Annotated in this window: 18 protein-coding genes; 16 read left to right on the top strand and 2 right to left on the bottom strand. The window is 66.0% G+C overall.

Translation table 11 applies throughout. The features are described from left to right. From EO136_RS02660 to mraY, 3 genes are read left to right on the top strand one after another with little or no spacing between them, the layout of a single operon-like run. Positions 1 to 1431: a UDP-N-acetylmuramoyl-L-alanyl-D-glutamate--2,6-diaminopimelate ligase gene (locus EO136_RS02660; RefSeq protein ID WP_246018246.1), complete on the top strand. Its 1431-nt coding sequence runs from the start codon at positions 1 to 3 to the stop codon at positions 1429 to 1431. Next, positions 1428 to 2855, top strand: a complete 1428-nt coding sequence (locus EO136_RS02655; RefSeq protein WP_127142923.1) for a UDP-N-acetylmuramoyl-tripeptide--D-alanyl-D-alanine ligase — start codon at positions 1428 to 1430, stop codon at positions 2853 to 2855. Before EO136_RS02660 ends, EO136_RS02655 begins: the two co-directional genes overlap by 4 nt. A 20-nt stretch (positions 2856 to 2875) precedes the next feature. After that, on the top strand, positions 2876 to 3961 hold the full coding sequence (mraY, locus tag EO136_RS02650; RefSeq protein WP_127142922.1) for a phospho-N-acetylmuramoyl-pentapeptide-transferase: 1086 nt from the start codon (positions 2876 to 2878) through the stop codon (positions 3959 to 3961). A gap of 39 nt (positions 3962 to 4000) precedes the next feature. On the opposite strand, the gene EO136_RS02645 is transcribed toward mraY, so the two are convergent. After that, positions 4001 to 5104 (bottom strand): sensor histidine kinase, encoded by a 1104-nt coding sequence (locus EO136_RS02645; protein ID WP_127142921.1) that lies wholly within the window; start codon positions 5102 to 5104, stop codon positions 4001 to 4003. 277 nt (positions 5105 to 5381) lie between these two features. Here EO136_RS02645 and EO136_RS02640 point away from each other — a divergent pair, with 277 nt between their 5' ends. The 7 genes from EO136_RS02640 to ftsA all read left to right on the top strand — a co-directional run bounded on the left by EO136_RS02640 (position 5382) and on the right by ftsA (position 13341). After that, entirely contained in the window at positions 5382 to 6539 is a 1158-nt protein-coding gene (locus EO136_RS02640) for an FtsW/RodA/SpoVE family cell cycle protein (protein ID WP_127143067.1), read from the top strand. Next, positions 6536 to 7645, top strand: coding sequence for an undecaprenyldiphospho-muramoylpentapeptide beta-N-acetylglucosaminyltransferase (murG, locus tag EO136_RS02635; RefSeq protein ID WP_127142920.1), 1110 nt, complete (start codon positions 6536 to 6538; stop codon positions 7643 to 7645). Before EO136_RS02640 ends, murG begins: the two co-directional genes overlap by 4 nt. Then, entirely contained in the window at positions 7642 to 9069 is a 1428-nt protein-coding gene (murC, locus tag EO136_RS02630) for a UDP-N-acetylmuramate--L-alanine ligase (RefSeq protein ID WP_127142919.1), read from the top strand. The genes murG and murC overlap by 4 nt, the downstream gene beginning before the upstream one ends. Continuing rightward, complete coding sequence (murB, locus tag EO136_RS02625) at positions 9066 to 10043, top strand: UDP-N-acetylmuramate dehydrogenase (protein WP_127142918.1); 978 nt, start codon at positions 9066 to 9068, stop codon at positions 10041 to 10043. Before murC ends, murB begins: the two co-directional genes overlap by 4 nt. A gap of 75 nt (positions 10044 to 10118) precedes the next feature. Next, on the top strand, positions 10119 to 11039 hold the full coding sequence (locus EO136_RS02620; RefSeq protein WP_127142917.1) for a D-alanine--D-alanine ligase: 921 nt from the start codon (positions 10119 to 10121) through the stop codon (positions 11037 to 11039). Beyond that, a complete protein-coding gene (locus EO136_RS02615) occupies positions 11027 to 12010 on the top strand; it encodes a cell division protein FtsQ/DivIB (protein ID WP_127142916.1) in 984 nt (327 codons plus the stop codon). Before EO136_RS02620 ends, EO136_RS02615 begins: the two co-directional genes overlap by 13 nt. A 14-nt stretch (positions 12011 to 12024) precedes the next feature. Further along, positions 12025 to 13341 carry a cell division protein FtsA gene (gene ftsA, locus EO136_RS02610; RefSeq protein ID WP_127142915.1) on the top strand — a complete coding sequence of 439 codons (1317 nt, stop codon included), beginning with the start codon at positions 12025 to 12027 and terminating at the stop codon, positions 13339 to 13341. A gap of 12 nt (positions 13342 to 13353) precedes the next feature. On the opposite strand, the gene EO136_RS02605 is transcribed toward ftsA, so the two are convergent. After that, a complete protein-coding gene (locus EO136_RS02605; RefSeq protein ID WP_127142914.1) occupies positions 13354 to 13911 on the bottom strand; it encodes a VOC family protein in 558 nt (185 codons plus the stop codon). Between the two features lie 233 nt (positions 13912 to 14144). On the opposite strand from EO136_RS02605, the gene ftsZ reads away from it, so the two are divergent. The 6 genes from ftsZ to EO136_RS02575 all read left to right on the top strand — a co-directional run bounded on the left by ftsZ (position 14145) and on the right by EO136_RS02575 (position 23153). Further along, positions 14145 to 15845 carry a cell division protein FtsZ gene (gene ftsZ, locus EO136_RS02600; RefSeq protein ID WP_127142913.1) on the top strand — a complete coding sequence of 567 codons (1701 nt, stop codon included), beginning with the start codon at positions 14145 to 14147 and terminating at the stop codon, positions 15843 to 15845. Between the two features lie 131 nt (positions 15846 to 15976). After that, positions 15977 to 16933: a UDP-3-O-acyl-N-acetylglucosamine deacetylase gene (gene lpxC / locus EO136_RS02595; protein ID WP_127142912.1), complete on the top strand. Its 957-nt coding sequence runs from the start codon at positions 15977 to 15979 to the stop codon at positions 16931 to 16933. A 100-nt stretch (positions 16934 to 17033) separates the two neighbouring features. Next, positions 17034 to 17873, top strand: coding sequence for an outer membrane protein assembly factor BamD (locus EO136_RS02590; RefSeq protein WP_127142911.1), 840 nt, complete (start codon positions 17034 to 17036; stop codon positions 17871 to 17873). Positions 17874 to 18058: 185 nt separating this feature from the next. Next, positions 18059 to 19732 (top strand): DNA repair protein RecN, encoded by a 1674-nt coding sequence (recN, locus tag EO136_RS02585; RefSeq protein ID WP_127143066.1) that lies wholly within the window; start codon positions 18059 to 18061, stop codon positions 19730 to 19732. Further along, positions 19729 to 21873 carry an NAD-dependent DNA ligase LigA gene (gene ligA, locus EO136_RS02580; protein ID WP_127142910.1) on the top strand — a complete coding sequence of 715 codons (2145 nt, stop codon included), beginning with the start codon at positions 19729 to 19731 and terminating at the stop codon, positions 21871 to 21873. Before recN ends, ligA begins: the two co-directional genes overlap by 4 nt. Further along, positions 21870 to 23153: a hypothetical protein gene (locus EO136_RS02575; protein ID WP_127142909.1), complete on the top strand. Its 1284-nt coding sequence runs from the start codon at positions 21870 to 21872 to the stop codon at positions 23151 to 23153. The genes ligA and EO136_RS02575 overlap by 4 nt, the downstream gene beginning before the upstream one ends. Positions 23154 to 23211 lie beyond the last annotated feature (58 nt).

Genomic DNA, 23211 nt, shown 5'->3' with positions numbered 1-23211 from the left:
GTGTCCCATACTCTAGCGCAACTGCTCGGAGACGCCGCTGGTCCGCAAGACCGGCTGGCCATTTCGGGCATCAACGCCGACAGCCGGCTGGTGGGCGACGGCGAAGCCTTCTTCGCCCTGCCGGGCGCGCGCGGTCATGGCATCGTCTTTGCTCATGACGCGGTCGCCCGTGGTGCTGTGGTGATCGTCACCGATCAGGCGCCCGAAGCCGATCCGGGCGTCCCCACCGTTCTTCTCGCCGATGTCCGGGCCGCCTATGCAAAGGCCGCCGCGCTGGTCAGCGGCCCCCAGCCCGACACCTGCGTTGCGGTCACCGGCACCAATGGCAAGACGTCCGTCGTCTCGTTCGTGCGCCAGATCTGGGCGCATGCCGGCATCACCGGCGCGAGTCTGGGCACGCTCGGCCTGATGGTGGGCGACCGGCATGTGCCGGGCGAATTGACCACGCCCGACCCGCTGTCGCTGCACAGGGCGCTGGCCGCGCTCAAGGCCGAGGGTATCGATCACGTCGCGCTCGAGGCTTCCAGCCACGGCATCGACCAGCGCCGGCTCGACGGGGTCAGGCTCCGCGCCGTCGCCTTTACCAATCTCAGCCGCGATCACCTCGACTACCACCAGACCATCGAGGCCTATCGCGACGCCAAGCTCCGGCTGTTCCGCGACCTTCTCGAGCCCGAAGCCACGGCGGTGGTCGATGCCGCCAATCCCGAGGGCCAGCCCTTCATGTATGCCGCGCTCGACAAGGGCGCCACGGTGGTGACGGTCGGGGAGGGCGGGGCCCATATCGAAGTGGAATCGGTCACCCCCGACGGGCTCGGCCAGACCGTCACCGGCAAACTCGTTGGCGAGCCGTTCAGCTTCCACCTGCCGCTCGTGGGGCGCTTCCAGGTCGACAATGCGCTGGTTGCCGCGGGCCTTGCGATTGCCACGGGCGTGGCCGGGCCCACCGCACTTGCCGCGCTCGAACGTCTCGAGGGCGCCAAGGGCCGGCTCGATCGGGTGGGCACGCGCGGCGCGGTCTTTGTCGATTACGCCCACACCCCCGATGCGCTCGAGACGGCCATCGCGGCGCTTCGCCCCTTCGCCAGCGGCCGGCTGATCGTCGTCTTCGGCTGCGGCGGAGATCGGGACCCCGGCAAGCGGCCGCAGATGGGCCGCATTGCCCACGATGCCGCAGATGTGGTCATCGTTACCGACGACAATCCGCGCACCGAGGACGCTGACGCCATCCGCTCCCAGATCGTGGCGGCCGCTCCCGACGCAATCGAGATCGCCGATCGGGCCGATGCCATCGCCCATGCGGTCTCGCTCATGGAAGAGGGGGACGTGGTCCTCGTCGCCGGAAAGGGCCATGAGGACTATCAGATCGTGGGCAAGACCCGGCGCCATTTCTCGGACCACGAAACCGTGCTCGAGGCGCTCGGGCGATGAGCGCGGACAGCCTATCGGCGGCGGGACCCGGCCCCGCTCTCTACGCGCTCGACGAGATCGTCACGGCCACCGGCGGGCAAGCCCGCAACTGCGCAGCCGGACCGGTGAGCGCGGTCACGATCGACTCCCGCGAGGTGCCCGCCGACGCGCTTTTCGTCGCCATTCGCGGGGACCGCTTCGACGGTCATGATTTCGTGGCTCAGGCCATCGCCGCCGGAGCAAAAGCCGCACTCGTCAGCCAAAGCCGGGCCGATGAGTTGTCCGGGAATCTGCCGCTGATCGTCGTGCCCGACGCGCTCGCCGGGCTCGAGGTGCTCGCCCGCCACGCCCGCGCCCGCGCCGATGCCACTTGCGTCGGGGTCACCGGCAGCGTGGGCAAGACCTCGACCAAGGAAGCCCTGCGCACGGTCCTTGCCCAGCACGGGCCCACCCACGCCTCGATCCGCTCGTTCAACAATCACTGGGGCGTGCCGCTCATGGTCGCCCGCATGCCCGCCGGCACCCGGTTCGGCGTGTTCGAGATGGGCATGAGCGCTCCCGGGGAGATCGCGCCGCTTTCGCGCATCGCTCGCCCGCACGTGGCCATCATCACCGCCATCGCGCCGGTCCATCTGGAATTTTTCGACTCGGTGGCCGGCATCGCCGACGCCAAGGCCGAGATCTTTGACGGGCTCGAGCCGGGCGGTCTGGCGGTTTTGAACATCGACCACGACTACGCCGAGCGTCTCACCGATGCCGCCCGGGCCGTTGGGGCGCGGGTGCTCACCTATGGCTTTGCCGAGGGCGCCGATGTCCGGATTCGCGACCACGCCGCCCAGGCTTCGGGCAACACCGCGCGCCTTTCGGGCGACGGGCTGGACCTGGCGATCTCGCTTGCCGCGCCCGGGCGCCATGCGGTGTCCAATGGGGTGGCGGCACTCCTTGCGGCCCGCGAACTCGGCATTGCGGCTGATGATGCCGCGCGCACCCTTGCCGGCATCGCGCCGCCCGAGGGCCGGGGCGCGGCCCATCGCCTGGGTCCGGAGCCGCGGCCGCTGGTTCTGGTCGACGAGAGCTACAACGCCAACCCCGCCTCCATGCGCGCCGCGCTTTCTGTGTTCAGTCATCACGCACGGGGCGACGGGCGCAAGGTGCTGGTGCTCGCCGATATGCTCGAGCTGGGTCCCCAGGCTAATTCCATGCACCGCGATCTCGCCGACGCGGTCCTCGCCGCCGGTCCGGACGCGGTCTATCTGGTCGGCCCCCATATGCGGGCGCTGGCCGAGGCGCTGCCGGCCTCGATTGTTGCCGGTTGGACTCACAGTGCACACGAGATTGCGGGGCAGGTGCTGGCCGCGCTTGCCTATGGCGATACAGTTATGGTCAAAGGGTCGAACGGACTGAAGCTCGGGGCGCTCGTCGCCCGCATCCGCGAGCAGTTCTGAACCGGTCGAGAAACGCGGTTATGCTCTATTTCCTCCAGCAATTCGCTGACACCTTCACGGTATTCAACGTCTTCCGGTACCTCTCGTTCAGGACCGGCGGGGCGATCATCACCGCGCTGTTTTTCGTGTTCCTGTTCGGGCCGTCAATGGTCAATTCGCTCAGGATACGCCAGGGCAAGGGCCAGCCGATTCGCGAGGACGGGCCGGCCGGGCACCTGCTGACCAAGAAGGGCAAGCCCACCATGGGCGGGCTCATGATCCTGTCGGGCGCGCTGGCGTCGATCCTTTTGTGGTCGGACCTCTCCAACATCTATGTCTGGGCGGTTCTTCTGGTCACCACGGGCTTCGGGCTCGTGGGGTTCTATGACGACTACCTCAAAGTCAAGCACCAGAACCACAAGGGCTTCGGCGGAAAACAGCGGCTGGCTATCGAAAGCGCCATTGCCGTTGCCGCCTGCCTGATGATCGCGTTCACCTCGGGGGAGCCCTACGGCACCTCGCTGCTGCTGCCTTTCGTCAAGGACGTGGCGATCGATCTGGGCCTGTTCTTCTTCGTCTTCGGTGCTTTCGTGATCGTGGGCGCGGGCAATTCGGTCAACCTCACCGACGGGCTCGACGGGCTGGCCATCGTGCCGGTGATGATCGCGGCGTCGGCCTTCGGTCTCATCGCCTATCTGGTGGGCAACCAGGTCTATTCGGACTATCTGTTCCTCAATTTCGTGCCCGGCACCGGCGAACTCTCAGTGGTGTGCGGCGCCCTGATCGGCGCGGGTCTGGGCTTTTTGTGGTTCAACGCCCCCCCCGCCCAGATCATCATGGGCGACACCGGCTCGCTCTCGCTGGGCGGCGCACTCGGCACGATCGCCGTAGCGACCAAGCACGAGATCGTCATGGCGATCGTCGGCGGGCTGTTCGTGCTCGAGGCGGTGTCGGTGATCGTGCAGGTCACGTCTTACCGGCTTACCGGCAAGCGGGTATTCAAGATGGCCCCGATCCACCATCATTTCGAGCATCTGGGCTGGACCGAAAGCCAGATCGTGATTCGCTTCTGGATCATCGCCATGGTGCTGGCACTGATCGGGCTGAGCTCACTCAAGCTGCGCTGATTGCGTGCCGGGCGGTTGTCCGCCCCGGAAATGAGCCGATCAGTTGGGGCGGGTGCCGGCCTTGGGCGCGAACCGCGCGATCGCGGCGACGCCCTCGGAGCTGAGCCGCATTTCGAGCTCGCAGCCGAGCTGTCCGCACACGGTCTGGGCAACTTTCAGTCCCAGCCCCGACGTGGGTTCCTCGGTCGCCCCGAACCCCACGCCATCATCGGCGCAGGTCAACTCGATCAGCCCGTCCTCGACGATCCTGAGCGATATGCTCACCGTGCCCTGCCGGCCTTCAGGGAAGGCGTGCTTGAAGGCATTGGCGGCCAGTTCGTTGACAAGCGTGCCAACGGCAGCGGCCTCGTCCGAATCCACGATGATCCGCTCTGCATCCACCTCGACCGCCACGCCGTCGGCGGCGAGCGATTCCAGATGCCGGCCGAGATTGCGCACATAGGCGCCCAGATCGATATAGGGCCCGGAATCGGTCTTGTAGAGCAGCTCGTGCAGGTTCGAGACGGCGGCGATGCGCAGATGCACGGCCTCGAGCGCCATGCGGGTCTCATCGCTGCGCGAGGCTCGAATCTGCAGGCGCGCATAGGCCGCCACCGAAAGCAGCGAGTTCTTCACCCGATGGTCGACTTCCTTGCGCAGGGTCTCGGCCATCGTCAGCGACCTGCGCAGATCCAGTTGCGCCATCACCTGGCGCGCCAGAACCCGGATCGCATCGCGCTGGAGCGGGGTCAACTCGCGCGGGCGCCGGTCGAGCACACACAGCGTGCCCAGCGGCAGTCCGTCTTCATTGGTCAAAAGCGCGCCCGCGTAAAACCGCAATCCGTCCTCGCCGGTACACAGTGGATTGTCCGCGAGCCGGGGATCGGCGAGCGTATCGGGGATTTCCACGAAATCATTCTCGAGGATCGCATGGGCGCAGATCGAGGTATCGATCGGGGTTTCGCGCACGCCCAGCCCGGTTTCGGCCTTGAACCACTGGCGTTCCGCGTCGATCAGATTGACCACGGAAATCGGGGCTTCGCAGATCGAAGCGGCGAGCTTGACGATGTCGTCGAACTCCGCTTCGCGATCGGTATCGAGGATGTCGTAGCTCTGGAGAGCGCGCAGGCGCTCGCCTTGCTTGGAATGAGTAGGCGCGCGCATGAGCTTTCCGATCCGCCTTCGGGAACCATTCGATACACCACAATCCGTCCCTTGAGAAGGCCAGTGGCTACTCGCTGAGTTCTTTCAAAGAGATAGCGATTCCACCTTCTTGGAAACGCCCTGTCGGCTGCTTGCTATGGTTGCGAAATAGTAACTTCTTTGGGTGTATTTTCGCATTCTGCGACTCTGCGTATGGCTCTCATCGCGCAAGGGGCAGGTGGCGCGTACCGCCACGGTATAGAGTTCCCGGAGTGGTCCCTTGGTTGCTTTTGACGCCCTGTTTTCCCGCGAACGCAAAACGCCGCTGGCCGAATGGTGGTGGACGGTCGATCGCGAAATGCTGTTCGCGCTCTGCGCGCTCATGGCGTTCGGGCTGCTCCTGAGTTTTGCCGCCAGCCCCCCGGTCGCCGAACGCATCGGGCTGGGCCCCTGGCATTTCGTGCAGCGCCACGCGCTGTTCATCCTGCCCGCCATCACCGTGATGATCGTGGCCTCTCTGTTCAACGCGCGCTGGGTCCGCATCGGCGCGCTCGCGATGCTTGCCGGCGGCGTCGTCCTGATGGCGCTGACCCTGCGCTACGGGGTCGAGGTCAAGGGCGCGCGGCGCTGGATTTCCTTCATGGGCCAGTCGGTCCAGCCCTCCGAGTTCGTCAAGCCCGCCTTTGCGATCATGGCCGCATGGCTGGTCTCCGAGCAGATGAAGCGCGGGGATGTGCCCGGTCACCTACTCGCCATCGGGCTTCTGGGCCTCATCGTGTCCCTGCTGATCCTGCAGCCTGATGTGGGCCAATCCGCGCTGGTGGTCATCAGCTACGGCGCGCTGCTTTTCCTCTCGGGTATTTCCTGGTGGATCATCGGGATCATGGGCGCGAGCGCGATCGTGCTCGTCGGGGTGGCCTATCTCTTTTTTCCGCACGTGGCACGCCGCATCGACGCCTTCGTCAATCCCGAGACGGGCGACAATTACCAGGCCGAGCGCGCGCTGGAATCCGTGCTCGAGGGCGGCTGGTTCGGCAAGGGGCCGGGCGAGGGGATCGCCCGCCGCTATCTGCCCGACGCCCACGCCGATTTCGTCTTCGCCGCCGGCGCCAATGAATTCGGCATCCTCTTTTGCCTCGTCCTTGTGGGACTGATCGCCTTTATCGTGCTGCGCGCGCTGGTTCAGGCGCAAAAGCAGCACAATCTCTTTAACCGGCTTGCCGCCAGCGCCATCGCCATCCAGTTCGGCGTGCAGGCGGCCATCAACCTCACGGTGAACCTCAACCTCATCCCGCCCAAGGGCATGACGCTGCCTTTCATCTCCTATGGCGGCACCTCGATGATCGCGATCGCGTTCGCCATGGGGCTGCTGCTGGCGCTCACCCGGCGCAAGCCCGAAGAAACCTTCGCCTCGGGCTTGCCCATTCGCAGCGCATTGCGCACAGAGGCCTCATGAGCACATTCGCATTGATGGCCGGCGGCACCGGCGGGCATTTGTTTCCCGCCCTTGCGCTGGCCCAGGAACTGGGGCGCCGCGGCCACGCGGTCGAGCTGATCACCGACAAGCGTGTCACCCAGTATGGCGGGGAGTTCCCCGCGCGCGCGATCCACGTCGTGCCGGCCGCGACCCCTTCTATCCGCAACCCCCTCAAGTTCCTGCGCGCCGGGATGACCATCACCGGGGGGGTGGGCAAGGCGCTGGGCATGCTGCGCCGCATGCGCCCGGACGCTGTCGTGGGCTTCGGGGGCTATCCGGTCTTCCCGCCCTTCCTCGCCGCATCGCTGCTGGGCATTCCTGGCGTCCTGCACGAGCAGAACGCGGTGCTCGGGCGGGCCAACCGGGCGCTGGCGCGCTTTGCCGACGGCCTGGCGCTGACCTTCGAGGACACCCGGCACGCCGACAAATTCTCCGCCGCCCGGGCGGTGACCGGCAATCCCGTGCGCGACATGGTCCGCGCGGCGGCCGACATGCCCTATCCCACGCCCACCCAGGGCGGCGAGATCCGCCTTCTGGTGTTCGGCGGCAGCCAGGGCGCGCGCGCCTTCTCCGATATCGTGCCGCCCGCGCTGGCCGGGCTCGACGAAGCCCTGCGCCGGCGCCTGCTGGTCACCCAGCAGTGCCGGCCAGAGGATCTCGATCGGGTCACCGAGGCCTATCGCCAGGCCCGGATCAATGTTGAACTCGCGGCCTTTTTCCCCGACCTGCCCAGCCGGATCGCCCAGAGCCATCTCGTGGTGTCCCGCTCGGGCGCCTCTAGCGTGGCCGAGCTGACGGTCATCGGCAGGCCGGCGATCCTCGTGCCGCTGCCCGGTTCGCTCGACCAGGACCAGCGCGCCAACGCGGCGATCGCCGAGAAGGCCGGGGCGGCGTGGCTGGCCGACGAGGCCACGCTTTCACCGCAATCTCTTGGCACCCAGCTTCACGAACTGTTGACCACCCCGCGCCGGCTCACCGATGCTGCAGAGGCCGCCCGCGCGCTGGGCCGTGCCGATGCCGTCGAGCGCCTTGCCGACTTTGTCGAGCGCATCGCGGACAAGACCTCCGAAAGGCCCAATTCATGAAGATGCCACGCGAAATCGGTCCTGTGCATTTCGTCGGGATCGGCGGGATCGGCATGAGCGGCATTGCCGAAGTGCTCCACACCCAGGGCTATACCGTGCGCGGTTCGGACATGGCGCTCAATCCCAATGTCCAGCGCCTGCGCGACATGGGCATCCATGTGGAGATCGGCCAGCGCGCCGAGAACCTCGATGACGCTGCGGTGATCGTCATCTCCTCTGCCATCCGCAAGGACAATCCCGAGCTCGCCGAAGCCCGCGCCCGCGGCCTGCCGGTCGTGCGCCGCGCCGAGATGCTCGCCGAGATCATGCGCTTCAAGAACGCCATCGCCATCGGCGGCACTCATGGCAAGACGACCACGACCTCGATCGTGGCGGCGCTGCTCGATGCCGGGGATCTCGATCCCACGGTCATCAATGGCGGCATCATCAACGCCTATGGCACCAATGCCCGGCTGGGGCAGGGCGACTGGATGGTGGTGGAAGCCGACGAGAGCGACGGCACGTTCGTCAAGCTGCCCGCTGACGTCGCCGTGGTCACCAATATCGATGCCGAGCATCTCGACCACTACAAGGATTTCGACGGGGTCAAGCGCGCCTTCGTCCATTTCGTCGAGAACGTGCCGTTCTACGGCTTTGCCGTCATGTGCCTCGATCATCCCACCGTGCAGGGGCTGGTGGGCGAGATCGAAGACCGCCGCGTCATCACCTACGGCCAGAACAAGCAGGCCGACGTGCGGCTCGTCGATGTCGAGGCCAATAATGGCACCACCCATTTTTCGGTGATCATCCGTGATCGCGTCACGGGCGAGGAGAACCGGATCGATGGGCTCGAGCTGCCCATGCCCGGCATCCATAATGCGCTCAACGCCACCGCCGCGATCGCGGTCGCCCACCAGCTCGGCGTTGCCCCGGACATGATCCGCAAGGGCCTCAAGGGCTTCGGCGGGGTCAAGCGCCGGTTCACGCTCACCGGCACGGTCGAGGGCGTCAAGATCATCGACGATTACGGCCACCATCCGGTCGAGATCTCCTCGGTGCTGCGTGCCGCGCGCCAGTCCGCGCGCCGCGACGTGATCGCCGTGGTCCAGCCGCACCGCTATTCGCGGCTCAAGGACCTTTTCGACGAGTTCTCCGCCTGTTTCTACGATGCCGATACCGTCTTCGTCGCGCCCGTCTATGCCGCGGGCGAAACTCCACTGGAGGGTGTCTCGAACGCCGAGCTGGTCGCGCGTCTGCGCGCCCGGGGCCATCGCGATGCCCAGGTGGTCGAGGGCGCCGATGGTCTGGCATCGATCCTGTCCGAACGCGCCGCCGACGGAGACTATGTCGTCTTTCTGGGCGCCGGCAACATCACTCAATGGGCCAATGCCATGCCCGCCGAACTCCAGGCGGTCCGCGATGCCGCGCAAAAGGCTTCGGCATGAGCTTTCCCGATCTTCTGGGTACGCTCGGCCCCTGGACGGCCGACATCCGCGGCACGCTTACGCCCAACCGGCGGCTGGCCGAAGTCACCTGGTTCCGCGTCGGCGGGCCGGCCCAGCTCTACTATGAGCCCGCCGACGAGGCCGACCTTATGGCCTTTTTAGAGCAGCTTCCCGCCGAGATCCCGGTCACTGTCATTGGCTCGGGCTCGAACCTTCTGATCCGCGATGGCGGGATCGAAGGCGTCGTGATCCGGCTGACCGCCAAGGCCTTCGGCGGCGTCGAAATTGTGGGTGAAACCCGCCTGAGCGTCGGCGCGGGGGTACCCGACGTCAAGATCGCCACCGCCGCCGCCAATGCGGGGATCGACGGGCTGTCCTTTTTCCGGGGCATTCCCGGTGCCGTGGGGGGCGCGCTCTACATGAACGCGGGGTGTTATGGCACCGAGACCCGCGAGCGGGTCGTCTCCCTGCGCGGGGTCACGCGGCAGGGCAGGGTGGTCGAGCTCACCAATTCCGATATGGCTTACAGCTACCGCCATTCGGACGGTCCCGCCGGCGTCATCTACACCCGGGCCGAGTTCGAGGGCGCCCCGGGCGAGAAGGACGAGATCCTCGCCCGCATGCGCGAGATCACCGAAAAGCGCGAATCCACACAGCCCACCCGCGGGCGCACGGGTGGCTCGACCTTCAAGAACCCCGAGGGCCATTCGGCCTGGCGGCTGGTCGACGAAGCCGGCTGCCGCGGGCTGCGGATCGGGGATGCGCAGGTCTCGGAACTGCACACCAATTTTCTTTTGAACCTCGATGCGGCCACGGCCCAAGACATCGAAACGCTCGGCGAGACGGTGCGCGGCAAGGTCCGCGACCGCCACGGTATTGCGCTCGACTGGGAGATCCGCCGCATGGGCCTGTTCGCGCCGGGCCACGAGGTGCGCGAGTTTCTGGACGGGGACGTGTTTCCCGGTGTGGTCTAGAGCCATTCTCCGCCCCGGCGCAGACACCCGGAAATTCTGATTGAAACACCTTCAAGTGAAACGGAGCCGGTCGACATGACAAAGCACGTTGCGGTCCTCAAGGGCGGATGGTCCCATGAGCGCGAGGTTTCGCTGCGGTCGGGCGCGACCTGTGCAACGGCCCTGCGCAATGCCGGCTATCGCGTCACCGAGATCGACGTGGACCGCTCCATTGCCCTCACCCTCTCCGAGCTTGCGCCCGACGTGGTGTTCAACGCCCTGCACGGGCGGTTCGGCGAAGACGGCACGGTGCAGGGCATGCTCGAACTCCTCTCGATCCCTTATACCCATTCGGGCGTTCTCGCTTCCGCGCTGGCCATGGACAAGCACCAGGCCAAGGTCATGTTCAAGGCCGCCGGCATTCCTGTGACCGACCACACCATCGCCCATCGCCGCGAGATCGCCAGCGGGCACCTGATGGAGCCCCCTTATGTGGTCAAGCCGGTCCAGGACGGGTCGAGCGTCAACGTCTTCATCGTCAAGCAGGGTCAGGAGCACCCGCCCCAGGAAATCCTGCGCGAGGACTGGGACGGCGACGACATCCTCATGGTCGAGCGTTTCATCCCCGGGCGCGAGCTTACCTGCGCCGTGATGGGAGACGTGGCGCTCGGGGTAACCGAGATCGTCACCGATCTGGCCTTTTACGACTATCAGGCGAAATACGCTTCTGGCGGGTCCCGGCACATCCTTCCCGCGCCGGTTTCACCGAATATTTACGAAAAAGTTCAAAAGTTGTCTCTCAAGGCGCATGCCGCGCTGGGCTGCCGCGGAGTGAGTCGATCCGACTTCCGCTACGACCCGCGCGGTGGCGATGATGGCGAACTGGTCTGCCTGGAAATCAACACCCAGCCGGGCATGACCGAGACGTCGCTCGTGCCCGAACTCGCGGCGCTCGCGGGGCATTCGTTCGAAGAGCTTGTGAGCTGGATGGTGGAGGACGCGAGTTGCAACAGGTAAGGCGCGATCAGTTCGAACCGGCGGTGCCGGTTGTGGACCGCCGCCCCGGCGCGCCATCACCCCAGATCGCCCGGCCCCGCATCAAGCCGATCCAGCCCTTCGTTCCCGCCAAGGGGACCGGGCGGGCGCTGATGCCGCGCGGAAAATCCTCGCCTCTGCCCGCAATCCTGCGCCGGCGCAGCATGCTGGTCAGTGTCGGGCACCTCTGGGTGCTGCATCGGCGCCTCGCAACCCGCATCCTGCTCGCTCTGGCGCTGGCCGGGCTGATCGGCGCGGCCTATGTGCTGCGCGAAGAGGTCGCTGCCGGTTTCGCCTCGGCGGGCGAGGTGGCCGAGTCCGTGGCAGCCAGCAACGGCTTTGCCATTGCCGAAATCGAAATCTCGGGTCAGGCCCTGACACGGGAAGCCGACATCGTGCGTGCCCTCGCGCTCGAGGATGTGGGCACCACGCTCACCTATGACGTGGAAGCGGCGCGGCTCCGGATCGAGGAGATCCCCTCGGTCGACGCCGCCACCATCCGCCGGATCTACCCGGACTCCATCGATGTCACCATCACCGAGAAGACGCCGGTCGCCCGCTGGCGGATCGACGGGCGCACCATGCTGGTCGATGCCCGCGGCACGCCCATCGCGCCGGCGAGCTTTGCCAATGGCGATCTGACGCTCGTGATCGGGGAGGGCGCGGCCGACGATGCGCTGCCCATGATCAACCTCATGGAACGGTTCCCCGACCTCACCCAGGAGTTGGCCGCCCTCAGCCGGATCGCCGATCGGCGTTGGGACCTCATCTATTACACCGGCCTGCGGGTCCAGCTTCCCGAAACCGGCGTCGTCGCGGCGCTCGACAGGCTCGATGCCTATCACCGCGATCACCTTCTGCTCGATCGGGATCTTGATCTGATCGATATGCGCGTTCCCCAATACGTCGCCGTGCGCCCGACGGTGCGCGAAGACCAGGAAGACAACAGTTAAGGTCGCCCCCTCTCATGATGACCGATGCCATGACCGCACGGCTCAAGCCCGTTCAGCCCGGACGCTCCTCGCTCGTCTCGGTGCTCGATATCGGCTCGACCAAGATGTGCTGCGTGATTGCCCGCCTCGTGCCGCGCCCCGAGGGGCGCTCGCTGCGCGGCCGCACGCACGTCGCCGAGGTGATCGGCTTCGGCTACGGCCCGGCAGCCGGGGTCAAGAGCGGGGTCATCACCGATCTGGACAAGGCCGAATACGCCATCCGCTCGGTCGTGGGCATGGCCGAACGGGTTGCGGGCATCACGGTGCAGTCGGTCGTCGTCAATGTCAGCGCGGGGCGTCTGGGCTCTGAAACGTTCTCGGCCTCGGTGTCGCTGGATGGCCATGAGGTCGAGCCCGCCGACATCTCCCGCGTGCTCATCGCGGTCAATTCCCGCTCGATCCGCGACGAACGTTCGATCATCCATGCCCTTCCCATCGGCTATCGTCTCGACGGCGCCAAGGGCGTGCGCGATCCGCGCGGCATGGTCGGCGAAAGCCTTGGCGTCGACGTCGCGGTGGTCACGGCCGAAACCCTCGCCATGCGCAATATCGAAAAGGCGCTGAACCGCTGCCATCTCGAAGTCGAGGCGCTTATGGCGACCCCCTATGCCAGCGGGCTCGCGACCCTTGTGGACGACGAGGCCGAGCTTGGGGTCGCGTGCGTCGATATCGGTGGGGCCACCACCACGGTCTCGGTCTTTTCCGACGGGCACATGGTTTATGCGGACGCCATCGCGGTGGGAGGTCATCACCTCACCCTCGATATCGCCCGCCAGCTCTCGATCTCGGTCGCCGATGCCGAGCGGCTCAAGACCCTCTACGGCTCGGCGCTGCCCGGGCAGAACGACGAGAGCGACGTGCTCACCATCATGCCGATCGGTGCCAGCTCCCACGAGTCACCGAACACGGTTTCCCGCGAAGCGCTGACCCGGGTCATCCGCCCCAGGATCGAAGAAATCCTCACCGCCACAAAGGAGCGCATGCTGGCAACCGGCATGATGGACGTGTGCGGTCGCCGCTTCGTTCTGACCGGTGGCGCATCCGAGCTCACGGGCCTGCCCGAACTCGCCCGCCGCATCCTCGGGCGCAATGTGCGCGTGGGGCGCCCGCTCGGCGTCTCGGGCCTGCCCGAAATGGCCAAGGGCCCGGCCTTCTCCACGGTCGCGGGCATGCTTGTCTATCCGCAGGTCTGCGGGACCGAATACGTGGAACCCCGCGTGCCGCGCAAGCTGACCGGCACCGATGGCTATTTCGCTCGGGTTGGAAGCTGGCTCAAATCCGGATTTGCGTGACGCACGCCCCGATCAGGCTGTCCGATCAGGGTCGATCTGCGCGTCTGGACCGCTCATGGCGTCAGATCGCTCGCGATCAACGGGCTGATCGGCGGGCTCTTCGGGCACCTCCGACCCCAGATAGGCGGCTTCGATCTCGGCAATCACCAGCCGTTTCATCCCCAGTATGGCCTTCATGGCTCGCTCCGCGCCCGCTTTGTCGGGGCCGTTCATGAAGTCGAACAGAGCGGTGGGCACCACCTGCCAGGTCACCCCGAACCGGTCCCGCAGCCAGCCGCACTGGAGCTCGGTTCCCCCGCCCGACGCCAGATTCTCCCAGTAATGATCGACCTCGGCCTGATCGGCGCAGCCCAGAAAGAACGATACCGAATCACTGAAATCGCCGTCCCGCCGACCATTCAGCGCCATGAACTTCTGCCCTGCCAACACGAAAGTCGCGCTCAACGCCGGCGCGTCGGGGGAAGGGCGCTGGACGCTCGAGATGTCCGCGCTGGGAAACACCGCGCTATAGTGCGCGATCGCTGCATCGAGTTCATCCTCGAACCATAGGCACGGCGTCAAAGACGGCATCTATCCCCCCGTACGGGCTTTTGCTTATGGCATTGGCCAGCCTTGCGATGTTCCGCACGCCGCCGCGCTTTCGTCAAGCACCGTCGGTTGTGCTCGTGTGCTTAACATCCGGTGTCCGCACACCGGTCCAGCCTCGCAAAATGCAGTACGGTTAACGGAAATCATCGATTTGTTAGGCTCCGGTTAACGATTGAAGCGCTAAATCTGGGGCAACAGCCACTATGAGGCCAGCGATGACCATCAATCTACAGATTCCCGGAATCCAGGAGCTCAAGCCGCGAATCACCGTCTTTGGCGTCGGTGGTGCAGGTGGCAATGCCGTAAACAACATGATTAACTCCGGCCTCGAAGGCGTCGAGTTCGTCGTGGCCAACACCGATGCCCAGGCGCTGGCGCTCAGCCGCGCCCAGCGGGTCATCCAGCTCGGTGTCGGCGTCACTGAAGGTCTCGGCGCAGGCTCGCACCCCGAAGTCGGGCGCGCGGCAGCCGAGGAAAGCTTCGACGAGCTCAATGATCACCTCTCCGGTTCGCACATGGTGTTCATCACCGCCGGAATGGGCGGCGGCACCGGCACCGGCGCTGCCCCCGTCGTGGCCCGCGCGGCCCGCGAGCAGGGGATCCTCACCGTTGGTGTCGTGACCAAGCCCTTCCAGTTCGAAGGCAGTCGTCGCCTCAAGCTGGCCGAGGAAGGCATCGACGAGCTTCACCGCCACGTCGACACCCTGATCGTCATTCCCAACCAGAACCTCTTCCGTGTCGCCAACGAGAAGACCACATTCGCCGACGCCTTCGCGATGGCCGACGAGGTTCTGTTCTCGGGTGTTGCCTGCATCACCGATCTGATGGTCAAGGAAGGCCTCATCAACCTCGACTTCGCCGACGTCCGCGCCGTCATGCGCGGCATGGGCAAGGCGATGATGGGGACCGGCGAGGCCGAGGGCGAGGAGCGTGCGCGCCACGCCGCCGAAGCCGCCATCGCCAACCCGCTGCTCGACGATGTGTCCATGCAGGGCGCCCGCGGCCTGCTGATCTCGATCACCGGCGGCAAGGACATGACCCTCTATGAGGTCGACGAAGCCGCATCGCGCATCCGCGAGGAAGTGGATTCGGACGCCAACATCATCCTGGGCGCCACCTTCGATGATTCGCTTCAGGGCAAAATCCGGGTTTCCGTGGTCGCCACCGGCACCGATGCGCTGATGGTCCAGGCTCTCGATCCGGTTAAGCCGAACGCCAATCGCGCCGCCCTCCAGGCCCGCCGTCCGGGCGACGCTTCGGGCCCATCGCGCGCCGAGACCGCTCCGGCACAGCCGCCGCGCCAGAAGCCTCAGCAGGCCCCCGTCGCTCCCGAGATGACCGACGACCAGTTCGAGGCTGCAGTCGCCCAGGCGATCCGCACCGAGGACGGAGCTCCGCGCCAGGCACAGGCCCCTGTTCACGAGGATGATGGCGTCGTCGTCGAGCCCTTCGTGCCCGCTGCCAACGGCCCCCAGCCGGTCGAGGAAGCCCATCGGGCCCGCGAAGCGGAAATGCCGCGCCCCTACGTGCCTTCAGGCGCCGAGCGGCCGGTTCTCCAGCGCCGCGTTCCGCGTCAGGAAGAGTTGCCTCAGGTCGCGCGTACTCAGCTCGCCCAGGAGCGTCATCCCGACGAGCCGCGCAATGCGCGTGCCCTGTTCCGCAAGCTTGCGTCCAATGTCGGGCTCAACCTGGGCCATGACCAGGAGCATGCCCCCGAGCCCCGCCGCGAGCAGCCCAATTTCGACGATGCCGCTGCACGCAGTGCCATCGAGGCAAGCCCGGCCCGTGCGCCGCGCCCCCGCACCGAAGGCGCCGCCGGTCAGCTTGATGCTCAGGGCCGTGCGCCCCAGCAGGCGGTCCGGGCCCCGGCCAAGGAGCAGCTTGAAATACCCGCGTTTCTCAAGCGCCACGGCTAGGTCCGTTGGCTTTTGATGCCAAATTGCCACGTTAGTTTGAAAAACCGCCGGGAGCAGGTTCCGCCCCCGGCGGTTTTTGGTTACCAGAGTCCCCGTGGCTTGGGATAAGATGTGCTGAGCGGGGAGCTCCTATGAAGAATTTCGCCATTCGGCAGAGAACGCCAGCCGCTGTCGTGGAGTTTGCCGGGATCGGTGTTCACAATGGCCGGCCGTCGCGGCTGACGATATCCCCGGCGCCCTCCGACTCGGGTATTCTGATCGAGCGAATCCTCGACAATGGCGAGCGGACCGACCCGGTCCGTGTCGATCATTCCCGGGTCACGCGCACCTCGCTGTGCACCGTTCTCGATCTCGGGAGTTCGGTCAGCGTTTCCACCGTCGAGCACGTTCTTGCGGCTCTGAGCGGTCTCGGCATCGATAATGCCAAGGTCACGATCGAGGGCGAGGAATGCCCGATCCTTGACGGCAGCGCCGCGCCCTTCGTTTCGGCTCTGGTCTCGGTGGGCCTCTCGGTGCAGTCGGCGCGCAAGCGGTTCATCCGTATCCTGCGCACGGTCACCGTCCGCGAGAACGACGCATTTGCAACGCTCGAAGCCCACAACGGTCGTACCTTCGACGTTGAGATCGATTTCGACAGCCAGGTCATCGGCCATCAGCGCATGATTCTCGACTGGTCCCCCCGGCGTTTCGCCGAGGATGTGTCGGCCGCGCGCACCTTCGGGTTCGTTGCCCAGGCCAAGGTTTTGCGTCAGGCCGGCTATGCGCTTGGTTCGAGCCTCGAGAACTCCATCGCCATCGAGGCCGACAAGATCTCCAATCCCGACGGGCTGCGCTACGAGGACGAGTTCGTGCGCCACAAGCTGCTGGACGCGATTGGCGACCTTGCCCTGGCCGGGCTCCCGATCTACGGGCGGTTCCGCTCTTACAAGGGCGGGCACAAGCTCAATTCCATGGTTCTGCAGACCCTGTTTGCCAGCCCGCAGAATTACGAGGTCGTGGATGCCGACAGCCTGCCGCTCGATCTCGACGGTCTGGTGGATATGCCCGATGGCGTCGAAATGCAGCCTCACTTGCGTTCGATAGGCTGATTGAGGCATAACGCGTCAAAGTTTTGATCCATTCGCCCACTAGCGAAAGGGTCATGAGGGGGCACAAACCGGCTCCCGGGGCACAGATGAGGAGCTTTTCGTGAACATCTCAATGGGGACGAATGGTATCGGGCGCACTGCCCGGATGATGGCCACGCTGGCCTTGGCCGGCGTGCTTGCCGCATGCAGCCCGCTCGGAATGTTCTCCCAGGATGCCGCCGACGAACCGATCGTTCCCGTCGAGACGCTCTATTCGAGCGCGGTTTCCAACATGGAGGCCAATCGTTACGCGGGCGCGATTGACGATCTTGAAAAGCTCGAACGCCAGCATCCCTATTCTGACTACAACGAGCGCGCGAAGGTGATGATCACCTATGCCAACTTCAGGACGCGTCAGTTCGATGAGGCCATCCTCGCCGCCGACCGCTTCCTCGCGCTCTATCCCTCGTCCTCGGAAGTGCCTTATGTGCTCTTTCTAAAGGGCAGCGCCTATTATCAGCAGCTCTCTGACACCACGCGTGACCAGAGCCCGGCGGCGGACGCCATCGACACGTTCGAGCAGATCGAGGCGAACTATCCCTCCAGCCAGTACGTCCAGGAATCGCGCAACATGGTCCGCATCGCCCGGGACCAGCTTGCCGGTCGCGAGATGTCGGTTGGCCGGTATTATCTCGGCCATGACCAGAACACCGCTGCGATCAACCGCTTCCGCGAAGTGGTCGAGAACCATCAGCAGTCCTCGCACGTGGAAGAAGCGCTTTACCGCCTCACCGAGGCCTATCTGCGGCTTGGCCTCGTGTCCGAAGCCCAGACGGCGACCGCCGTGCTCGGCCACAACTATCCTTCGGGTGAGTGGTACCAGCGGGGCTTCGACCTGCTCCAGCAGCAGGGGGTGACCCCCCAGATGGTGCAAGGCAACTGGATGTCCGGGCGCGCCTGACGCCGCCCGATCAGACCGACAGGCAAAAGCCCCGGCAGCGCCCGGGGCTTTTTCTTGGGCCCGATTGGCCCTTGACGGAACGCTTTCGATGTTCTTGTTTTATTCTGTGGGCGTGTTTGCTTTGATGCCGACGCGCGCTATCACGTCCTCGGCGTAATGCCGGGATCCGGAGGATCATGCAGTCGATGCTGAACACGCTTTCTGTTCGCAATATCGTACTGATCGACCAGCTCGACCTCTCGTTCGAGCCAGGCCTGACCGTCCTGACCGGGGAGACCGGTGCGGGCAAGTCCATCCTTCTCGACGCGCTCACCCTGGCGCTCGGCGGGCGGGGGGACGCGGCGCTGGTGCGCACCGGGGCCGATAGCGGGCAGGTGGTGGCCGTAGCCCATCTCCCCGAGCGGCATCCCGCGCGCGTTTACCTGCGCGAGAACGAAATCGCCGACGATGCGGAGATCATCCTGCGTCGCGTGCAGCACGCAGACGGGCGCACCCGCGCCTTCGTCAACGATCAGCCGGTTTCGGCCGGGCTGTTGCGGGCGGTCGGCGGGCTGATCGTCGAAATCCACGGCCAGCACGATGATCGCGCGCTCGTGGACCCGGCCACGCACCGGGCGTTGCTCGATGCCTTTGGTGGCCATCGCGATGACCTCGAGCGTACCCGCGCCGCCCATGGTGAGTACGCGCGGGCCCAAAAGGCGGTGACCGAACAGCGCGCCCGGGTGGAACGCGCCGAGCGCGAGGAGGAGTTCGCCCGCCACGTGGTCGATGAGCTGTCCGCGCTCAAGCCCGAGGTGGGGGAAGAGGAGCAGCTGGCCGAGCGTCGTGCCCATCTGATGAGCCTTGAAAAGGCGGCCGGCGAAGTCACCGATGCCGAGGAAATCCTCAACGGCCCGAACGCCCCCGGGCCTTCGCTGGCCATGCTGTTGCGCCGGCTCACGCGCAAATCCGATGCCGAGGCGGCGCTGTTCGCGCCCATGGCCGATGCGGTCGACGCCGCTCTCGTGGCGCTTGACGGGGCCAGCGAAGCGCTCGACGCCATCCGCCGGGAAATGGCCTTCGACCCCCGCGAGCTCGAACAGGTCGAGGAGCGGCTGTTCGCGCTCCGGGCCGCGGCGCGCAAGCATCAGGTCGATTGCGACGAGCTGTCAGATGTGTTGGCCCGTTACGCGGCCGACATCGCTGCCCTTGAGAGCGGCGCGGAAACCCTCGCCCAGCTCGAAGCCGAGCTGAGCGCGGCCGAGGCCGCCTACCGGGACAATGCCAAAGCCCTGAGCGCGGCGCGGGAGGCGGCAGGGCACGCGCTCAGCGCGGCGGTCGAAGCCGAATTGCCGGACCTGAAACTGGGCTCGGCGCGGTTCATCGTCGCGATCGAATCCGATCCCGACCGCATGGCGGCCACGGGCTTTGATCAGGTCGCGTTCCACGTCCAGACCAACCCGGGAACTGCAGCGGGCCCGATGATGAAGGTCGCTTCAGGGGGCGAGCTGTCGCGCTTCCTTCTGGCCCTCAAGGTTGTGCTGGCCGACAAAGGGTCGGTCCCGGTGCTGGTGTTCGACGAGATCGATACCGGGGTCGGCGGCGCGGTCGCCGATGCCATCGGCAAACGGCTTGGCAGGCTGGCCGGCTCGGTGCAGGTTCTCACCGTCACCCACGCCCCGCAGGTTGCGGCGCGGGCCATGAGCCATCTTCTGATCGAGAAACAGGCCATCGAGGAAGGAGCCTTCGTGCGCACCAATGTCCGTCCGCTCGATACCGAAGCCCGGCGCGAGGAGCTGGCGCGCATGCTCGCCGGGGCCACGGTCACCGACGAAGCCCGCGCAGCGGCCCATCGCCTCATGAGCGAGGCCCCACGGTGAGCCAGGCGGCTGACGTTAAGACGCTCGGGACTTCCCAAGCGCGGGACGAACTTGACCGGTTGCACGATCTTCTCGTTCAGGCCGACGCGGCGTATTTCCAAGAGGACAAGCCCGAGATCAGCGACGCCGAGTACGACGCGCTCAAGCGCCGTTACCTCGCCATCGAGGAGCGGTTTCCCGATCTCAAGCGCGTGGATTCCCTGTCTCAGGCCGTCGGCGCTCCGCCGGCCGAGGGCTTTGCCAAGGTCCGCCACGCGGTGCCCATGCTCAGCCTGGGCAACGCGTTCGACGACGAGGACGTGGCCGATTTCGTCCAGCGCGGCAGGAAGTTCTTCGAACGCGACAAGGACCTCGATCTCGCCTTCACCGCAGAGCCCAAGATCGATGGGCTCTCCGCATCCCTGCGTTACGAGAACGGTGTGTTCGTGCGCGGCGCGACGCGCGGGGACGGCACCGAGGGCGAGGACATCACCGCCAATCTGCGCACCATTTCCGAGATCCCCCAGCGCCTCTCGGGCGCGGGCTGGCCCGAAGTGCTCGAGGTGCGCGGAGAGGTCTATATGACCCATGCCGATTTCGCCGCGCTCAAGGCCAGGTCGGTCGCCGAGGGCGGGCAGGATTACGTCAATCCGCGCAACACCGCCGCGGGGTCCCTGCGCCAGAAGGACCCGACGGTTACCGCGCGGCGCAGCCTGAAATTCTTCGCCTATGGCTGGGGCGAGGTCAGCGCTCCCATCGCCACGACTCAATACGACGCGGTCATGCGGCTTGGCGAATGGGGGTTCGTGATCAACCCGCTGATGATCCGCACCACCGAGATTGAGGCGCTTCTGGCCCATTACCGCGAGATCGAAGCCCAGCGTGCCACGCTCGGCTATGACATCGACGGGGTGGTCTACAAGCTCGACCGGCTCGACCTCCAGCAGCGATGGGGCTTTGTCTCGCGTGCGCCACGCTGGGCCATCGCCCATAAATTCCCCGCCGAGCAGGCCACCACCATCCTGAACTCCATCGACATCCAGGTGGGCCGCACCGGCACGCTCACCCCCGTGGCGCGGCTCCAGCCGGTCACCGTCGGGGGCGTCGTCGTCGAGAACGCAACGCTCCACAACGAGGATTACATCGCCGGACGCGACAGCACCGGCCAGCCCATCCGCGACGGCAACGACATCCGCATCGGGGACACGGTGATCGTCCAGCGCGCGGGCGACGTCATCCCGCAGATCGTCGCCGTCGTCGCGGAAAAGCGCCCCGCCGACGCCAGGCCCTATGTCTTTCCCGAGCGCTGCCCGGAGTGCGGGTCCGAGGCGGTGCGCGAGGCCAATCCCAAGACCGGCAAGCTCGACGCGCGCCGTCGCTGCACCGGCGAGTTGATCTGCCCGGCCCAGTCGGTCGAGCAGCTCAAGCATTTCGTGTCGCGCAACGCGCTCGACATCGACGGGCTCGGAGACAAGCAGATCGCCGCGTTCCACGCCGATGGCCGGGTGATGCAGCCCGCCGACATCTTCACGCTCGAAGCGCGGGATGCGCGCAGCCTCAAAAAGCTCAAGGATCAGGAGGGCTGGGGCGAAACCTCGGCCCGCAAGCTCTTCGCCGCCATCGATGCGCGCCGGGAGCCCGAGCTGGACCGCTTCATCTTCGCGCTGGGCATCCGCCATGTGGGCGAAAGCACCGCCGCGCTGTTCGCGCGCACGTTTTCCACCTTCACTGCCTTCCGGGAAGTGGCCCGGGCTGCGGGCAATGGGGATGCCGAGGCCCACGGCGCTCTGATCGGGATCGACGGCATCGGGGAAACCGTGGTCCAGTCGGTCTCGGCGTTTTTTGCCAATGAGCGCAACGAGAAGGCGCTCGATGCACTGCTCGCCGAGGTCACACCCAAGGCCTATGTGGTCAGCGCCCCCGCCGACAGCGAAATCGCGGGCAAGACCGTGGTGTTTACCGGCAGCCTCGAGCGCATGAGCCGATCCGAAGCCAAGGCCATGGCCGAGCGTCTGGGGGCCAAGGTCTCGGGTTCGGTTTCAGGCAAGACCGATCTTCTGGTCGCCGGTCCGGGCGCGGGCAGCAAGCTCAAGCAAGCCGAAAGCCATGGGGTAACGGTCATTTCCGAGGATGAGTGGTTCGAGTTGGCGGGGCAGGAATGAGACGTTTATCGGCACTGTGTTTCGGGCTGGCACTGACCTTGGCGCCGCTCCCCGTGCTCGCGTCCGGCGGCACCAGCGCTGATCTGCTGCGCGACGCGCTTTATGCGGGCACTTCGGCCAATGCCCAGCCGGAACTCGCCGAATCCGCTGTCGCGGGCGACGGTCAGGCGGCGTTCGGCACTGGCCTTCTCACCTTCGTTAGCACCATCGAGGGGCTCGCCCAGGCGCTCAATCGCCATGGCTTTGATCCGGGCCGCGCCGCGGCGCGGGTGCCGGTCTTCATGGGCGTGCCGGCCGAGCCGGGCGCGGAACCTTTGGCCGATCCCGAACCGCTCGACTACGCGCAGCTCCGCGCCTATCTCGAGGCCTTTGGGGATGGGATGGACGCAGCTTCAGAGCAGCTGCTAGCTGCCAGTGCCGACACCGATTTCGTCGTCGAGATCGATATCGGGCACATCCGGCTCGATCTCGATGGAGACGGGCAGGGCAGCGAGGCGGAGGCGCTGGGCGCCATGCTGTTCGGCGCCGCGATGACCGGTGCCATGGCAGGCGGGCCCGACGCGCCGCTCGATATCCTTGCGCCCGGCAGCGATCTCACCTTCGCCTTCGATGGCTCGGATGCCATCTGGCTGGCCGGTTACGCCCAGGTCCTTGCGGTCCAGGCCGAGTTCCTGCTTTCCCATGATTTCTCGGACTTTTTCGATACCGCCTGGCATTTGCTGTTTCCCGACGCCGGACTGCCCATGCAGGATCATACGGCAGCCAATCCGCTGTTCTTCGGCACCGACAGCGATACGCTGCTCGCCGATTCCATCGCCGCCATCCACACGCTGGATTGGCCGGTGGCCGATCGGGAGCGTCTGGCAGGGGTCGCCGAGCGGCTGGGATCGATCCTCGATCTCTCCCGCCGGCACTGGGATGCAACACTCGCCGAGACCGACGATCGCCTGGAGTTTATTCCCGGGCCGCACCAGACGCCCGTCCACCAGCAGATGGCGGTCACCACCGAGATGGTCGAGGCCTGGCGCGCCACGCTCGATACGCTGGACAACATCTTGTCGGGTGAGTTGCTTTTGCCCCACTGGCGGTTTGCCGATCAGGGCTTTGATCTCGCCAGATATTTCGCCACCGCCGAGCGCACAGATCTGGTGCTGATCCTGACCGGCTATGGCGCGCTGCCGTTTCTCGGGGAAGGGCCAATCGCCAGCGCTGAGGATTTCGCTGCCGCCAATGCGGTCTTTGGGCGCTCGATCTGGGGCTATGCGCTCTGGTTCAACTAGAGCTCCAGTTGTGACTGAATCAGAACTGGAGCTCCAGGTCTTTGATCTGTCGCGGCTC

Origin of the sequence: Pelagibacterium montanilacus (assembly GCF_003992665.1) — a bacterium.
Classification (GTDB): domain Bacteria; phylum Pseudomonadota; class Alphaproteobacteria; order Rhizobiales; family Devosiaceae; genus Pelagibacterium; species Pelagibacterium montanilacus.
The sequence above is the reverse complement of the archived record's forward strand: the minus strand, read 5'-3'. Positions and strand labels throughout refer to the sequence as shown.

What these genes read in the sequence shown, in the direction of transcription:
- EO136_RS02655 (WP_127142923.1), top strand. Translation starts at nt 1,428, where the DNA reads ATGAGCGCGGACAGCCTATCGGCGGCGGGACCCGGCCCCGCTCTCTAC.
- mraY (WP_127142922.1), top strand. Translation starts at nt 2,876, where the DNA reads ATGCTCTATTTCCTCCAGCAATTCGCTGACACCTTCACGGTATTCAAC.
- EO136_RS02645 (WP_127142921.1), bottom strand. Translation starts at nt 5,104, where the DNA reads ATGCGCGCGCCTACTCATTCCAAGCAAGGCGAGCGCCTGCGCGCTCTC.
- murG (WP_127142920.1), top strand. Translation starts at nt 6,536, where the DNA reads ATGAGCACATTCGCATTGATGGCCGGCGGCACCGGCGGGCATTTGTTT.
- murC (WP_127142919.1), top strand. Translation starts at nt 7,642, where the DNA reads ATGAAGATGCCACGCGAAATCGGTCCTGTGCATTTCGTCGGGATCGGC.
- murB (WP_127142918.1), top strand. Translation starts at nt 9,066, where the DNA reads ATGAGCTTTCCCGATCTTCTGGGTACGCTCGGCCCCTGGACGGCCGAC.
- EO136_RS02620 (WP_127142917.1), top strand. Translation starts at nt 10,119, where the DNA reads ATGACAAAGCACGTTGCGGTCCTCAAGGGCGGATGGTCCCATGAGCGC.
- ftsA (WP_127142915.1), top strand. Translation starts at nt 12,025, where the DNA reads ATGATGACCGATGCCATGACCGCACGGCTCAAGCCCGTTCAGCCCGGA.
- EO136_RS02605 (WP_127142914.1), bottom strand. Translation starts at nt 13,911, where the DNA reads ATGCCGTCTTTGACGCCGTGCCTATGGTTCGAGGATGAACTCGATGCA.
- ftsZ (WP_127142913.1), top strand. Translation starts at nt 14,145, where the DNA reads ATGACCATCAATCTACAGATTCCCGGAATCCAGGAGCTCAAGCCGCGA.
- lpxC (WP_127142912.1), top strand. Translation starts at nt 15,977, where the DNA reads ATGAAGAATTTCGCCATTCGGCAGAGAACGCCAGCCGCTGTCGTGGAG.
- recN (WP_127143066.1), top strand. Translation starts at nt 18,059, where the DNA reads ATGCTGAACACGCTTTCTGTTCGCAATATCGTACTGATCGACCAGCTC.
- EO136_RS02575 (WP_127142909.1), top strand. Translation starts at nt 21,870, where the DNA reads ATGAGACGTTTATCGGCACTGTGTTTCGGGCTGGCACTGACCTTGGCG.